Origin of the sequence: Jeotgalibacillus sp. JSM ZJ347 (assembly GCF_044383825.1) — a bacterium.
Lineage (GTDB): Bacteria > Bacillota > Bacilli > Bacillales > Jeotgalibacillaceae > Jeotgalibacillus.
In genome coordinates this window covers 735,445-755,077 of sequence record NZ_JBISEN010000001.1, presented here as the reverse complement: position 1 = coordinate 755,077, position 19,633 = coordinate 735,445, and the positions used below count along the sequence as shown (strand labels likewise).

Sequence of the window (19,633 nt, the reverse complement as noted above, 5' to 3'; positions counted from 1 at the left end):
ATGAAAGGAAAAGATTTAGCTATACTCGCCAGTGTGATTCTGATTATTGCCATGTTGGTAATCCCTCTGCCTTCATGGATACTGAGTGTGTTAATTATTATTAATATTACGCTCGGATTAATTGTTTTACTTACATCTATGAATATGAAAGAACCACTGGAATTTGCAATTTTTCCTTCGTTAATTCTGCTATTAACTTTATTCAGGCTCGGTCTGAACATCTCTACTACGAGAGCAATTCTGAGCAGGGGTGAAGCAGGTGGCGTTGTAGAAACTTTTGGTACGTTTGTTACCGGAGGAAATATTTTAGTCGGTATGGTTGTTTTTATCATCCTGATTATCATTCAGTTTATCGTTATTACAAAGGGTGCTGAACGTGTGTCTGAAGTAGCTGCACGTTTTACACTTGATGCAATGCCCGGAAAACAGATGAGTATTGATGCTGATCTGAATGCTGGGATGATTTCAGAAGTGGAAGCGAGAGAGCGTCGTGAAAAAGTCGGCAGAGAAGCTGACTTTTACGGGGCGATGGATGGTGCTACGAAATTTGTTAAAGGGGATGCCATTGCAGGGATTATCATCGTTTTAATCAATTTAACGTTTGGTATGATCATAGGAATTGTTCAAATGGGGATGTCACTTGCTGATTCAGCAAATCAGTTTTCTCTTCTAACTGTTGGTGACGGTATTGTTTCACAGATACCTGCCCTGCTGATTTCGACTGCAACTGGTATTGTTGTAACAAGAGCCGCTTCAGATGGAAACCTCGGACAGGATATTACATCACAGTTATTTTCATTTGGTCCGATCATGTATGTTGCAGGAACAACGATCGCTTTACTTGGATTCTTTACACCAATCAGCAATCTACTCACGCTGCCAATCGCGTTAATTTTAGTCATTGGCGGGTACATGCTATCCAAAGCAAAAAAGCTTGAAACAGAGGAATTTACAGAAACAGAAGAAGAGACTGCGACAGATGAAATGAAGAGCCCTGAAAGTGTAGTCAGCCTGTTAAATGTCGATCAGATCGAATTTGAATTTGGCTATGGACTCATTCCGCTTGCTGATGCTAACCAGGGAGGAGATCTGCTCGATAGAATCGTGATGATCAGAAGGCAGCTGGCTCTCGAACTCGGCTTAGTTATACCAGTTGTCAGAATCCGCGATAACATTCAGCTGCAGCCTAACGAATATCGCTTGAAAATTAAAGGAAATGAAGTTGCTAAAGGCGAACTTTTATTAGATCACTATCTGGCCATGAGTCCTGGTGACGATGATTCTATTGAGGGGATTGATACAATTGAGCCATCATTTGGTCTCCCCGCTAAATGGATTGATGAATCCATGAAGGACCAGGCTGAAATGCTAGGTTATACAGTTGTAGACCCTCCTTCAGTTGTTTCTACTCATATAACAGAAATGATTAAAGGACATGCACATGAATTACTTGGCCGCCAGGAAACCAAACAGTTGGTCGATCATCTTCAGGAGTCTTATCCAATTCTCGTTGAAGAGGTCACACCGTCACCATTAAGTGTAGGAGACGTGCAAAAGGTGCTGTCAAAGCTGTTGCGTGAAAATGTATCAATTCGCAACTTGCCAATTATTTTCGAAACGCTAGCAGATTATGCAAGAATGACTTCCGATACAGATGTGCTTGCTGAATATGTCAGACAATCTTTAGCTAAGCAGATTACGAGTCAGTTTGCAGACCCAGGAGATACTCTAAAAGTTATTACACTCTCAGGAAGAGTTGAAAAAATGACTGCTGATAATGTTCAGCAGACTGAGCATGGAAATTACTTATCTCTTGATCCGAATGACTCTCAACGAATTTTAGAAGCAATGGCTCAGCAGATTGAACAGCTATCAATGACTGAACAGACACCAATTGTTCTATGTTCACCTGCAGTCAGAATGTATATCCGTCAATTAACAGAAAGGTATTTTCCACAAATACCGATTCTGTCATATAACGAATTAGAAGCAAATGTTGAAGTTCAAAGTGTTGGGGTGGTGAATATAGATTGAAAATGAAAAAAGTGCTGGCACCGACAATGCCTGAAGCGATGAAAAAAGTCCGCAGGGAACTCGGTAATGATGCTGTTATTTTGAATTCAAAAGTTATTTATACCGGGGGGTTCCTCGGACTGTTTAAAAAGAAGCAAATTGAAGTCGTAGCTGGAATTGATGCTGAAGAACCTGTGGAGCGGGAAATTGCTGTGACATATGAAAAACCGGTTGTTAAAAATGATGAAGGTAAGCTTGAAAATGAAATAAAAGAATTAAAAAACATGGTCCAGGCATTGTCAGTTAAACAGTCGGGCTATCAGGACTTTCCGGTCCCGGTCCGGACGATGTTAAGAAAACTTCAAGAACAGGATTTTAAAGAAAGCTGGCTGCTAGAAACAGGCAGAATGCTCCATGAAAAATGGGAAAAACACCCTCACGATCAAGAAGTGGCTAAATGGACTGAACAGCATATCCAATCTGCATTAGAACAGCAATTCCATGGTGGGATAGATGCTTCAAAAAAATATATTAGTTTAATAGGTCCAACAGGCGTAGGCAAAACAACGACAATTGCCAAAATGGCAGCTAAGCTTGTGATGGAAGATAAAAAGAAAATAGCCTTTATTACATCAGATACTTACAGGATTGGTGCCATTGAACAATTGAAAACATATGCTGAGTTATTAAATGTTCCGGTTGAAGTGATCTATAGCAGGGAAGACTTTAAAACCGCTGTGGAAAGATTCAGTGATTTTGATCATGTACTGATCGATACAGCCGGCAGAAATTATAGAGAAGTGCAATATGTTGAAGATTTAATGAAAACAATTGATTTCAATAAAGATATGCAGACCTTCCTCGTATTATCAATGACCTCTAAATTCAAAGAAATGAAAACGATTTTTGATCGCTTCAATGACTTGAAAATTGACGGATTGATTTTTACAAAGTGTGATGAAAGCTTAACGGTTGGACCGGCTTTCCATATGATGATCGAAAGTAAGATTGGAACTGCCTACCTGACAAATGGACAGGCCGTTCCTGAAGATATAAAAGAAGGCTCACTCAAGCAGGTCAAAGAAATGATAACTAAAGGTGTGAAAAGCTGATGGATCAGGCTGAAACATTAAGGCAGAAAATGCTTATGATCAATGAACCTCAGGCTAAAGCGATTGCAGTTGTCAGCGGAAAAGGCGGTGTAGGAAAATCTAATTTTTCTATTAACTTTGCTTCAGAGCTGGCAGCTAAAGGGAACAAAGTACTGCTGATGGATATGGATATCGGGATGGGTAATGTTCATATCCTTCTCGGAGCTTCCTCAGATAAAAACATTCTTCATTACCTTGAGGGTGAGGGGGCAATAGAAGATGTAATTGTAAAGATCGAAGAGAATCTATCCTATATTTCAGGAGGTTCAGGTCTGAACAAAATAGTAGAATGGAAAGACCTTGAGATCCAAAGGCTGATGGATGGATTCTCTATTCTTCAAAAATCATATGATTATCTGATATTTGATATGGGGGCCGGAGCATCTGAAAATGGTCTTGAGCTGATTATGTCAGCTGATGAAGTGATTGTCATTACAACAGGTGAGCCAACATCAATTATGGATGCTTATTCAATGATGAAGTTCATTCATATGCGCGACCCTGAAAAGGCTTTCGCATTACTTTGTAACCGCGTGATGAACCCTGAAGAAGGTAAAATAGCCCTGCACAGACTCTCTTCAGCAATGAACAAATTTCTCAACAAAGATGTGCGTCTGCTCGGCAGTCTGCCTGAAGATCCGTACGTCAGAAGATCTGTTATCAATCAAACTCCATTTACTAAGCTATATCCTAATTCACCAGCATCGAAAACATTAAAAAATATAGTACATGCCTATGCAGAACAACAAAATGAAGAAATTCATAACGTGAAAAAACGATTCACTGAGCGATTGTCAGGATTTTTTAGAAAAAAGTGAGGTGAAGACATGCATCATCATATGATTAAAGTGTTAGTAGTGGATGATTCTGCGTTTATGAGAAAGCTGGTACAGGAATTTTTATCTGAAGATGATCGTATTGCGGTCGTAGGGACTGCCCGTAATGGAAAAGACGCGATCGCTAAGGTTCGGCTGCTAAAACCTGAAGTAGTGACAATGGATGTTGAAATGCCTGAAATGAATGGGTTAGAAGCATTAAAAATAATGATGAATGAAAATCCACTGCCAGTAATCATGTTATCCAGTACAACGAAACAAGGAGCTGAAAATGCTCTTTTAGCCATGGATTACGGAGCAGTGGATTTTATAGCGAAACCATCCGGGACTATATCACTAGACTTGCACCTGGTGAAAAAAGAGCTTGTGCAAAAGGTTATTAACGCTTCTCAAGCAACAGTTAGACTTCAAAAAAATGATTCATCCGAAATTCAAAAACAAATTAGTAAAAAGATACCGGAGATGTCCGATAGTAAATATGCAGGACAAAAACAGACAATTATTTGTATCGGCACCTCAACTGGCGGTCCAAGAGCACTGCAAAACGTTCTGTCTGCACTCCCGAAAAACCTGAACGCCCCGATCTTGATCGTTCAGCATATGCCGCCCGGATTCACAAAGTCACTGGCGCACAGATTGAACCAGCTCTCAGCAATAACAGTAAAAGAGGCGGAAGAAGGGGATATTTGTTTGAATGGTCATGCCTATGTGGCTCCAGGTGATTTTCATTTGAATGTCAGACAGGACCCGAAGTTGACTCTATCACTTAGCAAAGAACCGCCGATGAGTGGCCATCGTCCATCTGTTGATTATATGTTTGAATCAGTGTCAAAATTAAAAAACATTAAAAAAATTGCAGTGATTATGACAGGAATGGGTGCGGATGGGTCTAAAGGTCTGGTACAATTAAACCAAAGTGGAAATACTGAATCAATTGCCGAATCCAAAGAAACATGTGTTGTATATGGAATGCCTAAAGCTGCTCATGCAACCGGGCTGATACATTACATAGAGCCGCTTGATGAAATTGCAAATAGAATTGTTAAATTAGCAGAGGGGTGAGTTCAACATGGAGATGAACCAATACTTAGAAGTTTTCATAGAGGAAAGTAAGGACCATTTACAAAATTGCAACGCACAAATGCTTGAACTTGAGAAAAACCCGACAGATCTCAGTATTGTGAATGAGATCTTCAGGTCAGCACATACACTTAAAGGGATGTCTGCAACAATGGGATATGAAGACCTTGCCAGTCTGACACATCACATGGAAAACGTCCTGGATGATATTAGGAATGAAAAAATAAGCGTTTCAACAGCAGTGATGGATGCACTGTTTTCAGCGGTTGATGACCTTGAAGAAATGATCGCTTCAATTGCATCCGGAGGTGATGGAAAAAAAGATGTCAGCCGTTCACTTGAGATGCTAGAAGGTATCTTAACAGGTCAGCCTGCTGAAGCGGTTAAACAGACAAACTCATCGTCTGTTCAATATGATGAGTTTGAACGAACGGTGATCCTCCAATCTTTAGAGCAGGGTTATCATGCTTATGAATTGACGATCAGTCTGAGAGAAGATTGTCTGTTAAAGGCAGCACGTGTATTTATGGTGTTTGAAGTGCTTGAAAAAATAGGAGAAGTGATCAAATCATCACCTACCGTTGATCAGCTTGAAGAAGAGAACTTTGATCAGCAATTTTGTGTAACGGTGGCCTCGAAAGAAGACAGTGAATTTATAGAAAAAAGTGTCATGAAGGTATCAGAAGTTGACACAGTTCATGTCAATTTAGTCAACCTTGAGCAGGAGACTGCAGGTGCTGCTGAAGAAGCAGCTGTGACGTCAGAAACAGTGAAAGAAGTGGTTGAAGAACCGAAAGAAAAAGAAACCCAGAAAAACACTGTTTCAAATAAAACGATTCGTGTAAATATCGACAGGCTTGATGTGCTGATGAACCTATTTGAAGAACTTGTCATTGACAGAGGTCGCCTTGAACAAATTTCAAAAGAACTGAATCATGGAGAATTGAATGAAACAGTTGAACGTATGTCGCGTATCTCCGGTGACCTGCAGTCAATTATTCTGACAATGCGCATGGTTCCGGTGGAAACTGTATTTAACCGTTTCCCAAGAATGATCCGCCAGCTGGCAAGAGACCTGAATAAACAGATCAATCTGGAAATCAGTGGACAGGAAACTGAACTTGACCGCACAGTCATTGATGAAATTGGGGATCCGCTTGTCCATCTGCTGAGAAATGCCATTGATCATGGTGTGGAATCACCAGACATCCGTAGAGAAAAAGGTAAGCCGGAAGAAGGCACGATTCAGCTGAGAGCTTACCACAGCGGAAATCATGTGTTTATTGAAATTGAAGACGATGGCGCTGGAATCAGCAAAGATAAAGTGTTGAACAAAGCGCTAAACAAAGGAATTGTGACACAGGAACAGGCGAAGTCAATGACTGACTCTCAAATATTTGAGCTCATTATGGCTTCAGGCTTTTCAACTGCAGAAACAATTTCAGATATTTCGGGTCGGGGAGTCGGCCTTGACGTAGTGAAGACAACGATTGAGTCGCTTGGCGGGTCGATTACTATACACTCTTCAGAAGGTCAGGGATCTGTATTCTCTGTACAGTTACCTCTCACGCTTTCAATTATTTCCGTTATGCTGGTAGAAGTGGAGGAGGAGAAATTTGCTATCCCTCTATCTTCTATTATCGAAACGGCGATTATAAAAAATGATGAAATACTGCATGCGCATAACCAGCGAGTCATTGATTTCAGAGGTAAAGTGGTTCCATTGGTCTTTTTAAATGAAGTCTTTGATGTAGAAAAAGATCAGGATGAAGATATTCACTCAGTCATCATTGTACGTAAAGGTGAAAAAATGGCAGGACTTGTCGTTGACTCATTTATTGGTCAGCAGGAAGTTGTATTAAAGTCTCTTGGTGATTATCTGGGTGATGTTTTTGCGATTTCAGGAGCGACGATTTTAGGAGACGGCCAGGTCGCGCTAATTGTAGATTGTAACGCACTGATTCAATAATGTGGATTCGTGTAAGTATACTAAAGCAGTGAGGAGTGCAGCGGTATGACAAATCAGGAAAACGATTTAAAAGTCATCGTATTTCAGCTTGTAAATAAAGAATATGCAGTACCTGTTGAGAATGTACAATCAATTGAAAAGGTGATGCATATCACTAGAGTACCTGGTGTACCTGGGTATGTCAGAGGCGTAATTAATCTTCGCGGGGTTGTTACACCTATTATTGACCTTAGAAAACGGTTTTCTCTTGAAGATGCTGAAGAAAATGAACATACAAGAATGATTATTGTGACAATTGGCGGCATTGAAGTTGGTCTGGTGGTTGATTCAGCAAATGATGTCATTGACCTTCCTCAGGATTCAATTGAACCCCAGCCTAATGTGGTAGGAAGTATTGAGAATGATTTCATTAGTGGAGTCGCTAAACTGGAGCGGAGACTATTGATTCTTTTACAACTAGATAAAGTGCTGGAGAATGCTGCATGAGCTATGAAGAGGAAATCACTGAATATCATCTAGATATCTTAAAAGAGATCGGTAATATTGGGGCAGGTAATGCTGCTACGGCACTTTCATCTCTCCTGGGTAATAAAGTGGATATGGCAGTTCCTCATGTGAAAGTAGTATCCTTTGATGAGATGATGGATATTGCCGGAGGACCTGACAATGTGGTAGTCAGTGTGTTCCTGAGAATTGAAGGCGAGATGACAGGCAGTATGTTTTTTATACTGTCAACACATCAAGCTGAAAGCTTTATCAGAACTTTAACAAAAAACCGTTCGTTCAAATTTGAGGATATAGCTGGATCAGAAATCGGTCTTTCTGCTTTGCAGGAGATGGGGAATATTCTGTCAGGTTCATATTTATCTTCACTGTCTGATTTTACTCATTTAAATTTGTATCCTACTGTCCCTGCGATCGCCATTGACATGGCCGGGGCGATCATCAGCTTTGGGCTGGTCGAACTGTCCCAGGCTGGAGATAAAGTAATTGTCATTGACACTGAACTAACTGATGAAGGTGAGAAACAAAAAGGCGCAAATGGTCAGTTTTTTCTATTGCCGGACCCTGAGTCATTTAAGGTTCTGTTTCGATCTCTAGGAGTAGATTGATTTGATAAATACTAGAAACATTATTAAAGTAGGCATTGCTGATGCTAATATAGTAACACCGCCTGATACAATTCGAACTTCCGGACTCGGCTCCTGTGTTGGAGTTGTACTATATGACGATCGCAGTAAAAAAGCGGGAATGGTCCATATAATGCTGCCTGATTCATCACTCGCAAGATCGGGAGACATTAACCCTGCCAAATTTGCTGATACAGGTATTCCATTTTTAATCGAGAAGCTTGGACTGCCGACTGTAAAATTAAAAGCCAAGCTGGCTGGTGGCGCACAGATGTTTCAGTTCGCCGGGCAAAAAGATACGATGAGGATAGGTCCAAGGAATGTTGAAGCTGTAAAGAACATACTGAGCAGCTACAATATCAGGGTGATCAGTGAAGATACCGGCGGAAGCAGTGGGAGGACAATTGAGTTTGACCCTGCAGTGTGTCTGCTTCATATCAGAACTGTAAATATTGGAGAAAAAGTAATTTAATTTGAGCCTTCATGGCTCTTTTTTAATTGAAAAACACAAAAGTCCCTCCTTTTGATATAATAAGAATTATATACAATCAGTCTAAAGGTATAATAATCTTCCTGCCAGATTGAATGGGCTATATAGACAAAAGAGAGGAGGCACCATGTCATGGATGAGTTAAAAGATCAGGAAAAATATTATTGGCAGATGTGGACTGCCTCCAGAGATCCTCATGCGGGCGATATGCTTGTTCAGCGTTATATGCCGCTGGTTCAATACCATGTGCAAAGAATTAGTGCAGGCCTGCCTAAGAATGTTTCACGTGATGATATAAAAAGTCTTGGTTTGATGGGACTTTTGGACGCACTTCAAAAGTTTGATCCTAACCGGGATTTAAAGTTTGATACATATGCTTCTTTCAGGGTTCGTGGAGCAATTATAGACGGGCTCAGAAAAGAAGATTGGATGCCAAGGTCAGCAAGAGAGAAGGCAAAGAAAGTAGATGCAAAAATTGAGGAGCTTGAGCAGCAGTCACTCAGGCATGTTGAAGCACATGAAGTTGCGGCAGCCCTTAATATGCCGGTTGACGAGGTTTATCAGATCACTCAGGAACATTTATTTGCCAATGTGCTTTCAATGGATGATCAGTCAGCTGACGATGATCATGACGGCACCGCATTTACTTTAAGAGATCATCACTCCATACTGCCTGAGGAACAATTGGTTAAGGGTGAACTGATTCAGGACCTGGCGAGTGTGATTACCCAGCTCAATGATAAAGAACAGACGGTGCTCAGTCTGTTTTACACTGAAGAATTAACACTGACTGAAATTGGTGAAGTTATGAATCTATCAACCTCCCGAATTTCTCAAATACACTCAAAATGTTTGTTCAAGCTTCGCAAACTGTTGGCTTCTGAATATAGCCAGTCATAAAAAGGAGAAGATCATATGAGTCTTAAACTGGTTGAACTGCAAGTGGCAATTCCTAAAACGGTTGATGCAGGGAAAATAGCAGATCATCAGCAACAGCAAAGTATGGTTAACCAGAGTCACTTGGCTGCGATAGCTGAAAAAGAAAGGTTAAGAAAGCTTGAGACTGTCAATCATTTTGAAAAAAGCGAAAAAGCAAAAGAGAAAAGGGAACGTGAAAAAGGAACTAAGGATCATACGGAAAATAATATGTCAGCAGAACTGCAACAATCTGCTTTACCAGAGGAGAGGCACCCTTTTAAAGGTAGAAGAGTGGATTTTTCGGGTTGAAAAGGAGCCGTTATGATTATATTTTTACTAATACTTTCGATGATATTTAATATTGCTTCCTTCTTATCCATCTACTTATTATTTATGAGGCAAAACAGGCTGATCAGTAAGGAAGTTCAGCATGAAAAAGCACTCACAGAAATTGAGCAGACCTTTACCGGGTACCTGCTTGAAATGAAGGATGAGAATGAAGCGTTTCTAAAACAGTTTGAAAAAATCAGCCGCCAGACTGCTGCAAATGAAATAAAACCTTCTGAATCATCAGAAGCAGCTGAAACGGTGATGACTGTTAAGACAACAAGAAACCTTGCGGCAGCAGCTTATAAAAAGCCACAGCCAAAAAAACCTGAATCAATGAGTGACCGTGCAAGGGCAATGGTTGATCAGGGCTATTCCATAGAAGAAGTAGCGAAAGAGCTGAAAAAAGGCAAGACTGAAATTGAACTCATGTTAAAGTTCGGTCAGTCATAAACCGATTAAAAGAGTCATCAATAACCACTTGATGACTTTTTTTTTATATGGTATAGTAGTTAACGGTGTTAATACACACGCTTCGTGATTGGGCGGATGGTGCTGCTTAAAAGATAAGCAGTTTCCGACCTGTAAATGACCGGAGCGGAGGAGAATAACCACAAGGAGGAAATAACACTATGTCAGTAATTTCAATGAAACAACTGCTAGAAGCAGGTGTTCACTTCGGCCACCAGACACGCCGTTGGAACCCAAAAATGAAAAAGTATATTTTCACGGAGCGTAATGGTATCTACATCATTGACCTTCAAAAGACGGTTAAAAAAGTAGAAGAAGCTTACAAGTTCGTGAAAGAAGTTGCAGCTGACGGAGGAGAAGTTCTTTTCGTTGGTACTAAGAAGCAGGCTCAGGAGTCTGTTAAAGATGAAGCAGAACGTGCGGGAATGCACTTCATCAACCAGCGCTGGTTAGGTGGAACGCTAACAAACTTTGACACAATCCAGCTTCGTATCAACCGTCTTAAGAAGATCGAAAAGATGGAAGAAGACGGTACATTTGAAGTACTTCCTAAGAAAGAAGTAGTTCAGCTTAAAAAAGAATATGAGCGTCTTGTTAAATTCCTAGGCGGAATCAGAGACATGAAGAAGCTTCCGGATGCTTTATTCATCATCGATCCTCGTAAAGAGCGTATCGCTGTTGCTGAAGCTCGCAAGCTGAATATTCCAATCGTAGGGATCGTTGATACAAACTGTGACCCTGACGAAATCGACTACGTAATTCCTGCAAATGATGACGCAATCCGCGCCGTTAAACTTCTTACTTCAAAAATGGCTGACGCTATTCTTGAATCTAAGCAGGTTGAAGAAGAGGAAGAAGAAGCAGTAGCTGCTGAGTAATAATTTTAAAAGGTGATAAGCGGGAAAATCCCTTATCACCTTTTTTAAAGGATAAAAAAGAACTTTTAATAGATATAAGGAGGAATTTTCATGGCTATTACAGCTCAAATGGTTAAAGAACTTCGTGAAAAAACTGGTGCAGGTATGATGGACTGCAAAAAAGCACTTCAAGAAACAAATGGAGATATGGATCAGGCAATCGACTTCCTTCGTGAAAAAGGAATTGCTAAAGCTGCTAAAAAAGCTGATCGCATCGCTGCAGAAGGACTTACTTTCATCAAGAGTAACGGAAACGATGCCGTTATTCTTGAGCTTAACTCTGAAACTGACTTCGTTGCGAAAAACGAAGGTTTCCAAAACCTTGGTAATGAGATCGCAGATCACCTTCTTGCTGTTAAGCCTGAGTCAGTTGACGCTGCACTTGAAACTGAAATGAGCAACGGCCAGACAGTAGGAGACTACATCACGTCTAACGTTGGGAAGATCGGTGAAAAGATCAGCCTTCGCCGTTTTGCTGTACGCACAAAAGAAGATAATGCTGCATTTGGCGAATACCTTCACATGGGCGGAAGAATCGGTGTTCTTTCAGTAGTAGAAGGAACAACTGACGAGCAGGTTGCTAAAGATGTAGCCATGCACGCTGCAGCACTTAACCCTAAGTTTATCTCACGTGACCAGGTTTCTCAGGAAGAAGCTGACAGAGAGCGTGAAATCCTTACTAAGCAGGCACTTGAAGAAGGCAAGCCGGAAAATATCGTTGCTAAAATGGTAGAAGGCCGCCTGAACAAATACTTCGAGGAAATCTGCATTGTTGATCAGCCATTCGTTAAGAACCCTGATCAGAAAGTAAAAGAATTCCTTGCTTCTAACAGTGCACAGCTGACTGACTTTGTTCGTTATGAAGTTGGAGAAGGTATTGAAAAGCGCCAGGACAACTTCGCTGACGAAGTAATGAGCCAGGTGAAAAAATAATCGTACATTAAAACGAAAAGCGGGGACACTTTGTGTTCCCTCTTTTTTGGAAAAAATGAACCATACGGGAGGACTCTATGAGTAAATCAAGATACAATCGAGTGGTATTGAAACTAAGTGGTGAAGCACTTGCAGGAGAAGCTGGATTCGGTATTCACCCTCCGATTATTAAGTCAGTGGCTGAGCAGATTAAAGAACTTTCTGACCTTGGTGTCGAAGTTGCTGTTGTAGTAGGCGGCGGTAATATCTGGCGCGGAAAGATCGGCAGTGAAATGGGAATGGACAGAGCATCTGCTGATTATATGGGTATGCTTGCAACAGTGATGAATTCACTGGCGCTTCAGGACAGTCTTGAAAACGTCGGGGTTCAAACCCGCGTACAGACATCAATTGAAATGCGACAGGTTGCAGAACCTTACATCAGAAGAAAAGCCATTCGACATCTTGAAAAGAAACGTGTTGTCATCTTCGCAGCGGGTACAGGAAACCCTTATTTCTCTACTGATACAACTGCTGCACTTAGAGCTGCCGAAATTGAAGCCGAAGTCATTCTCATGGCTAAAAATAATGTAGATGGCGTATACTCAGCTGATCCTAAAGTCGACACGGATGCAGTGAAATATGACGAACTGTCATTTTTAGACGTGTTAAAAGATGGTCTTGCTGTAATGGATTCAACAGCTTCATCCTTATGTATGGACAATGATATCCCGCTCATAGTATTCTCAATTATGGAGAATGGAAATATTAAACGTGCCGCACTTGGTGAACCAATCGGTACAGTTGTCAGGGGGAAAAAATAATGGCACAACAGACGATGAATGAAACAAAAGACAAAATGTCTAAAGCAATTCAATCTTTTTCACGTGATCTTGCAAGCATCAGAGCAGGGCGTGCAAGTGCTTCTCTACTTGATAAAATTCAGGTGGATTATTACGGTGCACCAACTCCGCTTAACCAGGTAGCTTCAATCTCTGTTCCTGAAGCAAGATTGCTTCAGATTACACCTTATGATAAGACGGCTCTTGGAGATATTGAAAAAGCAATTCAAAAATCAGACCTTGGATTAAACCCTTCAAACGATGGTTCTCTGATCCGTATCACAATCCCGGCGCTGACAGAAGAACGCCGCCGTGAGCTTGCTAAGCAAGTGAAAAAAGAAGCTGAAGAAGCTAAAGTAGGGATCCGTAACATCCGCCGTGATGCAAACGATGACCTGAAAAAGCAGGAAAAAGCAGGCGATATTACTGAAGATGACCTGCGCGGCTACAGTGATGATGTTCAGAAGATGACGGATGAGCACATCGCAAAGATTGATGAGCTGGCAAAAGCAAAAGAACAGGAAATCCTTGAGGTTTAATTAAGCCTTTATCAGAAAGCCCTCTACTGTGTAGGGGGTTTTCTTCGTTAATGCCCCTTTTCAAAACAAGGCAACATTTTCAAGTATATATTTGATATGATAGGACTAGCATAAAATATGCAATCACCTGATGGGGGAAATACAATGCTCGAGAAAATGAAAAGATGGACATCCCTGAAAGAACCGGAGTCCCTTTCACAACGAATAAATGAATGTAAGAATTATGAGATACCAGATCATATTGCGATTATTATGGATGGCAATGGAAGATGGGCAAACAAAAGAGCTCTGCCGAGAGTAGCAGGTCACCATGAAGGGATGAAAACTGTAAAGCCAGTTACAAGGCTTGCAAATGAGCTTGGCGTTAAAGTACTCACGTTATATGCATTTTCTACAGAAAACTGGGTCAGACCCAAGATGGAAGTAGAGTTTTTAATGAAACTTCCGGAAGAGTTTCTGGGAACATTTTTACCTGAGCTGATCGAGGAAAATGTACAGGTGCAGATGATGGGTGATCGGGAACAGGTTCCTGCACACACACTGAGAGCTGTAGATCAGGCGATGGAAAAAACTGCGCATAATGATGGTCTTGTTTTAAACTTCGCATTAAATTATGGCAGCAGAAGTGAAATTCTGCAGGCTGTTAAATCATTTTCTTCAGATGTAAAAGAAGGTAAAGTCTCACCCGACGAATTAACGGATGACCTTTTTGGTTCTTATATGATGACGCCGCACCTTGGGGATCCGGATCTGCTGATCAGAACAAGCGGTGAGATCAGACTGAGCAACTTTATGCTTTGGCAGCTCGCATACACTGAATTCTGGTTTACTGATGTTTTATGGCCTGATTTTAAGGAAGAACATTTAATTGAAGCGATTGAAGGTTTCCAGAAACGTTCGAGAAGATATGGCGGGTTGAAAAGTGAGGATTTAACATGAAACAGAGAATTATAACAGGTGTTCTTGCAGCTGCTCTTTTTATTCCGTTAGTCTGGGTTGGGGGATTGTTGTTTGTTATTGGAACATACTTCATTGCAACTGTTGCGCTGTATGAAGTATTAAGAATGAGATCTATTCAGTTCCGGTCAATTCCGGGCGCAATTTCTATGATCACACTTTGGATTTTTCTACTACCTAATGAATATTATGAACTGCTGAATCAGTTAAATTATTCGAAAATAGAAACCGCACTTTTATCAGTATTGCTATTACTTGTGTACACGGTACTAAAGAAAAACCGTTTTACTTTTGATGATGCTGCATTTGCAGTATTTGCGATGCTTTATGTGGGAATAGGTTTTTTCTATTTTATCGAAACGAGAGATGCAGACATCCTTTGGGTTGTTTATGCATTGATTATTATATGGACAACAGATTCCGGCGCTTATTTTATAGGTAAATCAATGGGGAGAAGAAAATTATGGCCGGATATCAGTCCGAATAAAACAGTAGAAGGCTTTATTGGAGGGATTATAAGCGCACTTGTAGGTGTTGTGATCTTTTATTTTATTGCGCCTCTTGATGCAATCCTCTGGTATTTATTACTATCAACTGTCATCCTTTCAGCGTTTGGACAGATTGGTGACTTAGTAGAATCTGCACTTAAAAGACATTATGGTGTAAAAGATTCAGGAAACATACTTCCTGGTCACGGAGGTCTGTTAGATCGTTTTGACAGTCTATTATTTGTATTGCCAATGATGCATATCCTGCAATTAATCTGAAGAAGGAGCTTTTAAATCTATGAAAAAGATTTCATTAATGGGTGCCTCAGGCTCCATTGGACTTCAAACGCTTGATGTATTACGCGCTCATCAGGATCGCTTTTCTCTCGAAGCTTTTTCAGTAGGCCGGAATATTGATCAGGCAAGAAAGATTATCGAAGAATTCAATCCTTCTCTTGTTTCTGTACAATTAAAAGAAGATGCAGATCAATTAGCTGGAGAGTACATAGGGAAAGTTACAGTTATGTCGGGTAATGAAGGCTTAATTGAAACAGCTGTTCATCCTGAAACTGACCTGCTGGTTAATGCGGTGTTGGGCAGTGTCGGGCTTGAACCGACATTAAAGGCGATTGAGGCAGGTAAAACGATTGCGATTGCGAATAAAGAAACATTAGTGACTGCGGGACATCTTGTCATGGATGCTGCACAAAAACATGGTGTAGAGATACTTCCAGTTGATAGCGAGCATTCAGCAATTTTCCAGGCCCTTCAGGGAGAAGACCGTAAAAATATTGAAAGGTTAGTGATCACTGCATCTGGTGGCAGCTTTAGAGATCTGAGCCGCATTGAACTTGAAAATGTTACTGTTGAGGATGCGCTTAATCATCCTAACTGGTCAATGGGTGCAAAAATCACAATAGATTCGGCTAGTATGATGAATAAGGGACTCGAAGTCATTGAGGCTAAATGGCTGTTTGACCTGCCTTATGACAAAATCGATGTACTGCAGCACAGGGAGAGTATCATCCATTCAATGGTAGAGTTCCATGACAGCTCAGTCATGGCACAGCTCGGTACACCGGATATGCGGGTGCCGATTCAGTATGCACTCAGTTACCCGGATCGCTTTATTCATAAGACAGGCCGCAGGTTAAAGCTCGAGGAAATTGGAAAGCTTCATTTTGAAAAAATGGACTTTGAGCGTTTCAGATGCCTTGATTTTGCCTATCAGGCCGGCAGAACAGGCGGTACAATGCCGACAGTTTTGAATGCAGCGAATGAAGCTGCCGTTGCATTATTTCTAAAAGAAAAAATCAGTTTCCTGGAGATTGAACAAGTCATTGAAAAAGCGATGTCATTCCATCATTCGATTCAGAACCCTGATCTTGAGACAATAAAAGAAATTGATCAGGATACACGTTCAAAAATTCTTGCGGAATTTAAAGGCTGATTGTACCCCCGCATTTTTGGAACGTGCTACAATGGGTAAAAGTCTGTTAATAATGGACATAACTATGTTAAAGGTGGTATGACGATGAATTCAGTCATCGCATTTATAGTCATTTTCGGTGCGCTCGTATTTTTTCATGAACTGGGGCACTTTGTATTTGCTAAAAGAGCGGGTATATTATGCCGTGAATTTGCAATTGGTATGGGACCGAAAGTATTAGCTTTCAAACGAAATGAAACGCAATATACGCTCCGCCTGCTTCCGATAGGCGGCTATGTCAGAATGGCCGGTGAAGATGCGGAATTAATGGAATTAAAACCTGGCTTCAGAGCAGGTCTGGTTCTTGGTGAGGATGAAAAAGTAGAAAAAGTGGTCCTGAATAATAAAGACCGTTATCCGGATCTGCGTGTCATTGAAGTGGCTGAAGCAGATCTTGAAAAAGAGCTTTATATTAAAGGCTATGAAGAAGGAGAAGAAACGCTCCAGAGGTTTGAGCTTTCTGAAAAAGCTGTATTTATTGAAGATGGGGTTGAAACACAGATTGCACCGTGGAACAGGCAGTTTAACTCTAAAAAACTTTATCAGCGCTTTTTAACAATCTTTGCAGGTCCGGCAATGAACTTCGTTCTGGCGTTCATTGTACTATCTATTATTGGGATGTCTGCCGGAATTCCTGTTGACCGGGCTGTGCTTGGAGATATTGTACCTGGTGATCCTGCTGATCAGGCGGGACTTGAAAAAGGCGATGAAGTTACCGCGATCTCTGGTGAAGAGATTGCAACCTGGGCAGATCTTACAGGCATTGTCAGTGACTCAGCAGGCGAAGAGATAACGATCGATGTCCAAAGAGGAGAAGAGTCACTGTCATTTAATGTGACACCTGAAGAAAGAACATTTGAGCAGGGTGATGAAACCATCTCTCAGGGGATCATCGGCGTATATAACCCCAGAATTGAATCGCCAAGCATTTTCCAGAGTATCCAGTACGGTGCTGAACAGACTTATTTCTGGACTGTCACGATTTTTGATTTGCTCGGTGATTTAATAACCGGTCAATTTTCAATTGATGCATTAGCGGGACCGGTTGGCATATATAAAAGTACAGAAGAAGTAGCAAAAGCCGGTATTTACCAGCTGATGCAATGGGGTGCAATTTTAAGTATCAACCTTGGAATTATGAACCTGCTTCCGCTTCCTGCACTCGATGGGGGAAGACTGCTGTTCTTCGGATTTGAAGCACTGCGTGGAAAACCGATTGACAGGCAAAAAGAAGGTATGGTTCATTTTGTAGGATTCGCATTATTAATGCTGCTCATGATCGTCGTTACATGGAACGATATTCAGCGGTATTTCTTATAAGCAGAGAGAAAATAGAGGTGCTATAAATGAAACAAAGTCAAACGTTAATACCAACATTAAAAGAAACACCTTCAGAAGCTGATGTTAAAAGCCATCAGCTTCTGCTGAGAGCGGGCTATATCAGACAGAACGCAAGCGGAATCTATTCATTTTTACCGCTTGGTCTGAAAGTTCTTCAAAAAGTAGAAAACATTATTCGTGAAGAAATGAATGCTGCAGGCGGCGTGGAAATGCTGATGCCTGCTATGCAGCCGGCAGAACTTTGGGAAGAATCAGGCAGATGGTTTACTTACGGACCTGAACTGATGCGTATGAAAGACCGTCATGAGCGTGAATTTGCCCTGGGTGCAACACATGAGGAAATGATCACCAGTCTTCTTAGAGATGAAGTGAAATCATATAAGCGACTTCCATTGACGCTATATCAGATTCAGACAAAATATCGTGATGAAAAGCGTCCGCGCTTTGGGCTCCTAAGAGGACGGGAATTCTTAATGAAAGATGCTTATTCTTTCCATGCATCTCAGGAGAGTCTTGACGAGGCATACGACAGACTGTTTGAAGCTTACAAAAACATTTTCAGAAGATGCGGTCTGAACTTCCGTGCAGTACTTGCAGATTCAGGTGCAATCGGTGGTAAGGACAATCATGAGTTCATGGTGCTCTCTGAGATCGGTGAAGACACAATTGCATATTCAGACTCCTCTGATTATGCTGCAAACCTGGAAATGGCAGCTGTTAACAAACAGTATGAAAAAGAGAGTCACAGCGGGAAAGAGAAGGAAGAAGTATCTACTCCAGATCAAAAGTCAATCGAAGCTGTAGCTGATTTCCTTGGTGCTGATAAAGAGAGCACTGTAAAATCAATGCTCTTTATCGTAGATGAGAAGCCTGTACTTGTTCTTGTGCGCGGTGACCACGAAGTGAATGATGTAAAGGTGAAAAATGCCGTGAATGGTCGCGTTGCGGAACTGGCGACAGAAAAAGAAACCGTTCAGTATACAGGTGTGAAGCCGGGGTCAATTGGACCTGTTGGACTTTCAGAAGAAGTCACAGTAATTGCAGACAACGCAGTAGAAGCAATGGGTGATATCATTGCTGGCGCCAATAAGGAAGGTGTGCACTATAAGCACCTTCAGACAGGAAGAGATTTTGAGGTTTCACAGTTTGCAGATATCCGTGTTGTGGTTGAAGGAGATCCTTCGCCGGATGGTAATGGAACAATTCAGTTCGCACGTGGTATTGAAGTTGGTCACGTATTCAAACTTGGTACAGTCTACAGTGAGCCGATGAATGCAAATATTCTGGATGAAAATGGCCGTTCAAATCCAATGATTATGGGTTGCTACGGGATTGGTGTATCCCGTACACTAGCTGCTATGGCTGAACAATTCAATGATGAAAATGGATTGATCTGGCCGACAAATATTGCGCCATATGATATTCATTTAATTGCTGTAAATATGAAAGATGAAGCCCAGGCACAGACAGCTGATGAGCTTTATAAGCTGCTGACTGATTACCGCTATGATGTTCTGCTCGATGACAGAAAAGAGCGTGCCGGTGTTAAATTTGCTGATTCAGATCTGATGGGGCTGCCTGTCAGAATAACTGTGGGTAAACGTGCTTCAGAAGGAATTGTAGAAATTAAAATCAGAAAGAATGGCGAATCTTACGAAGTTCAAAAAGAAGAATTAACTGATAAACTTCAGGAGATTTTTCGCAGAGCGAATGCTTAACCATTTAAAAACCTGAGGCTGGTGCTTGCACCAGCCTTTGCTGTC

The 19,633-nt window shown here is 41.2% G+C and carries 20 protein-coding genes; all 20 read left to right on the top strand.

What is annotated here, in order from left to right; all coding sequences use genetic code 11:
• The 20 genes from flhA (at position 1) to ACH6CZ_RS03790 (ending at position 19,588) form a co-directional block, all read left to right on the top strand.
• Positions 1–2,034, top strand: a complete 2,034-nt coding sequence (flhA, locus tag ACH6CZ_RS03885) for a flagellar biosynthesis protein FlhA (RefSeq protein ID WP_374096102.1) — start codon at positions 1–3, stop codon at positions 2,032–2,034.
• A 2-nt stretch (positions 2,035–2,036) separates the two neighbouring features.
• The gene (gene flhF / locus ACH6CZ_RS03880; RefSeq protein ID WP_374096510.1) at positions 2,037–3,125 is read left to right on the top strand and encodes a flagellar biosynthesis GTPase FlhF; all 1,089 of its coding nucleotides are present in this window, start codon (positions 2,037–2,039) and stop codon (positions 3,123–3,125) included.
• The gene (locus tag ACH6CZ_RS03875; RefSeq protein ID WP_374096101.1) at positions 3,125–3,982 is read left to right on the top strand and encodes a MinD/ParA family protein; all 858 of its coding nucleotides are present in this window, start codon (positions 3,125–3,127) and stop codon (positions 3,980–3,982) included. Before flhF ends, ACH6CZ_RS03875 begins: the two co-directional genes overlap by 1 nt.
• Positions 3,983–3,991: 9 nt before the next feature.
• Positions 3,992–5,062 (top strand): protein-glutamate methylesterase/protein-glutamine glutaminase, encoded by a 1,071-nt coding sequence (locus ACH6CZ_RS03870; RefSeq protein WP_374096100.1) that lies wholly within the window; start codon positions 3,992–3,994, stop codon positions 5,060–5,062.
• 7 nt (positions 5,063–5,069) lie between these two features.
• Positions 5,070–7,049 carry a chemotaxis protein CheW gene (locus tag ACH6CZ_RS03865; RefSeq protein WP_374096099.1) on the top strand — a complete coding sequence of 660 codons (1,980 nt, stop codon included), beginning with the start codon at positions 5,070–5,072 and terminating at the stop codon, positions 7,047–7,049.
• Between the two features lie 45 nt (positions 7,050–7,094).
• Positions 7,095–7,535: a chemotaxis protein CheW gene (locus tag ACH6CZ_RS03860; protein WP_374096098.1), complete on the top strand. Its 441-nt coding sequence runs from the start codon at positions 7,095–7,097 to the stop codon at positions 7,533–7,535.
• Positions 7,532–8,161: a chemotaxis protein CheC gene (locus ACH6CZ_RS03855; protein WP_374096097.1), complete on the top strand. Its 630-nt coding sequence runs from the start codon at positions 7,532–7,534 to the stop codon at positions 8,159–8,161. The genes ACH6CZ_RS03860 and ACH6CZ_RS03855 overlap by 4 nt, the downstream gene beginning before the upstream one ends.
• 1 nt (position 8,162) lies before the next feature.
• Positions 8,163–8,651, top strand: a complete 489-nt coding sequence (locus ACH6CZ_RS03850) for a chemotaxis protein CheD (protein ID WP_374096096.1) — start codon at positions 8,163–8,165, stop codon at positions 8,649–8,651.
• Between the two features lie 150 nt (positions 8,652–8,801).
• Entirely contained in the window at positions 8,802–9,569 is a 768-nt protein-coding gene (locus ACH6CZ_RS03845; RefSeq protein WP_374096095.1) for a FliA/WhiG family RNA polymerase sigma factor, read from the top strand.
• Between the two features lie 15 nt (positions 9,570–9,584).
• Positions 9,585–9,896 (top strand): RNA polymerase subunit sigma, encoded by a 312-nt coding sequence (locus tag ACH6CZ_RS03840; RefSeq protein ID WP_374096094.1) that lies wholly within the window; start codon positions 9,585–9,587, stop codon positions 9,894–9,896.
• A gap of 12 nt (positions 9,897–9,908) precedes the next feature.
• Positions 9,909–10,367, top strand: a complete 459-nt coding sequence (locus tag ACH6CZ_RS03835) for a hypothetical protein (RefSeq protein ID WP_374096093.1) — start codon at positions 9,909–9,911, stop codon at positions 10,365–10,367.
• Positions 10,368–10,546: 179 nt separating this feature from the next.
• Entirely contained in the window at positions 10,547–11,263 is a 717-nt protein-coding gene (gene rpsB, locus ACH6CZ_RS03830; RefSeq protein WP_039808933.1) for a 30S ribosomal protein S2, read from the top strand.
• Between the two features lie 90 nt (positions 11,264–11,353).
• Positions 11,354–12,235, top strand: coding sequence for a translation elongation factor Ts (gene tsf, locus ACH6CZ_RS03825; protein WP_374096092.1), 882 nt, complete (start codon positions 11,354–11,356; stop codon positions 12,233–12,235).
• Between the two features lie 77 nt (positions 12,236–12,312).
• Positions 12,313–13,038: a UMP kinase gene (pyrH, locus tag ACH6CZ_RS03820; protein WP_374096091.1), complete on the top strand. Its 726-nt coding sequence runs from the start codon at positions 12,313–12,315 to the stop codon at positions 13,036–13,038.
• Positions 13,038–13,595 (top strand): ribosome recycling factor, encoded by a 558-nt coding sequence (frr, locus tag ACH6CZ_RS03815; RefSeq protein ID WP_374096090.1) that lies wholly within the window; start codon positions 13,038–13,040, stop codon positions 13,593–13,595. Before pyrH ends, frr begins: the two co-directional genes overlap by 1 nt.
• 144 nt (positions 13,596–13,739) lie before the next feature.
• Positions 13,740–14,534 (top strand): undecaprenyl pyrophosphate synthase, encoded by a 795-nt coding sequence (locus ACH6CZ_RS03810; protein WP_374096089.1) that lies wholly within the window; start codon positions 13,740–13,742, stop codon positions 14,532–14,534.
• The gene (locus tag ACH6CZ_RS03805; protein WP_374096088.1) at positions 14,531–15,319 is read left to right on the top strand and encodes a phosphatidate cytidylyltransferase; all 789 of its coding nucleotides are present in this window, start codon (positions 14,531–14,533) and stop codon (positions 15,317–15,319) included. The genes ACH6CZ_RS03810 and ACH6CZ_RS03805 overlap by 4 nt, the downstream gene beginning before the upstream one ends.
• Positions 15,320–15,338: 19 nt before the next feature.
• A complete protein-coding gene (gene dxr, locus ACH6CZ_RS03800; RefSeq protein WP_374096087.1) occupies positions 15,339–16,490 on the top strand; it encodes a 1-deoxy-D-xylulose-5-phosphate reductoisomerase in 1,152 nt (383 codons plus the stop codon).
• Between the two features lie 84 nt (positions 16,491–16,574).
• Positions 16,575–17,849 carry an RIP metalloprotease RseP gene (gene rseP / locus ACH6CZ_RS03795; protein ID WP_374096086.1) on the top strand — a complete coding sequence of 425 codons (1,275 nt, stop codon included), beginning with the start codon at positions 16,575–16,577 and terminating at the stop codon, positions 17,847–17,849.
• A 26-nt stretch (positions 17,850–17,875) separates the two neighbouring features.
• Positions 17,876–19,588 (top strand): proline--tRNA ligase, encoded by a 1,713-nt coding sequence (locus ACH6CZ_RS03790; RefSeq protein ID WP_374096085.1) that lies wholly within the window; start codon positions 17,876–17,878, stop codon positions 19,586–19,588.
• Positions 19,589–19,633: the final 45 nt, after the last annotated feature.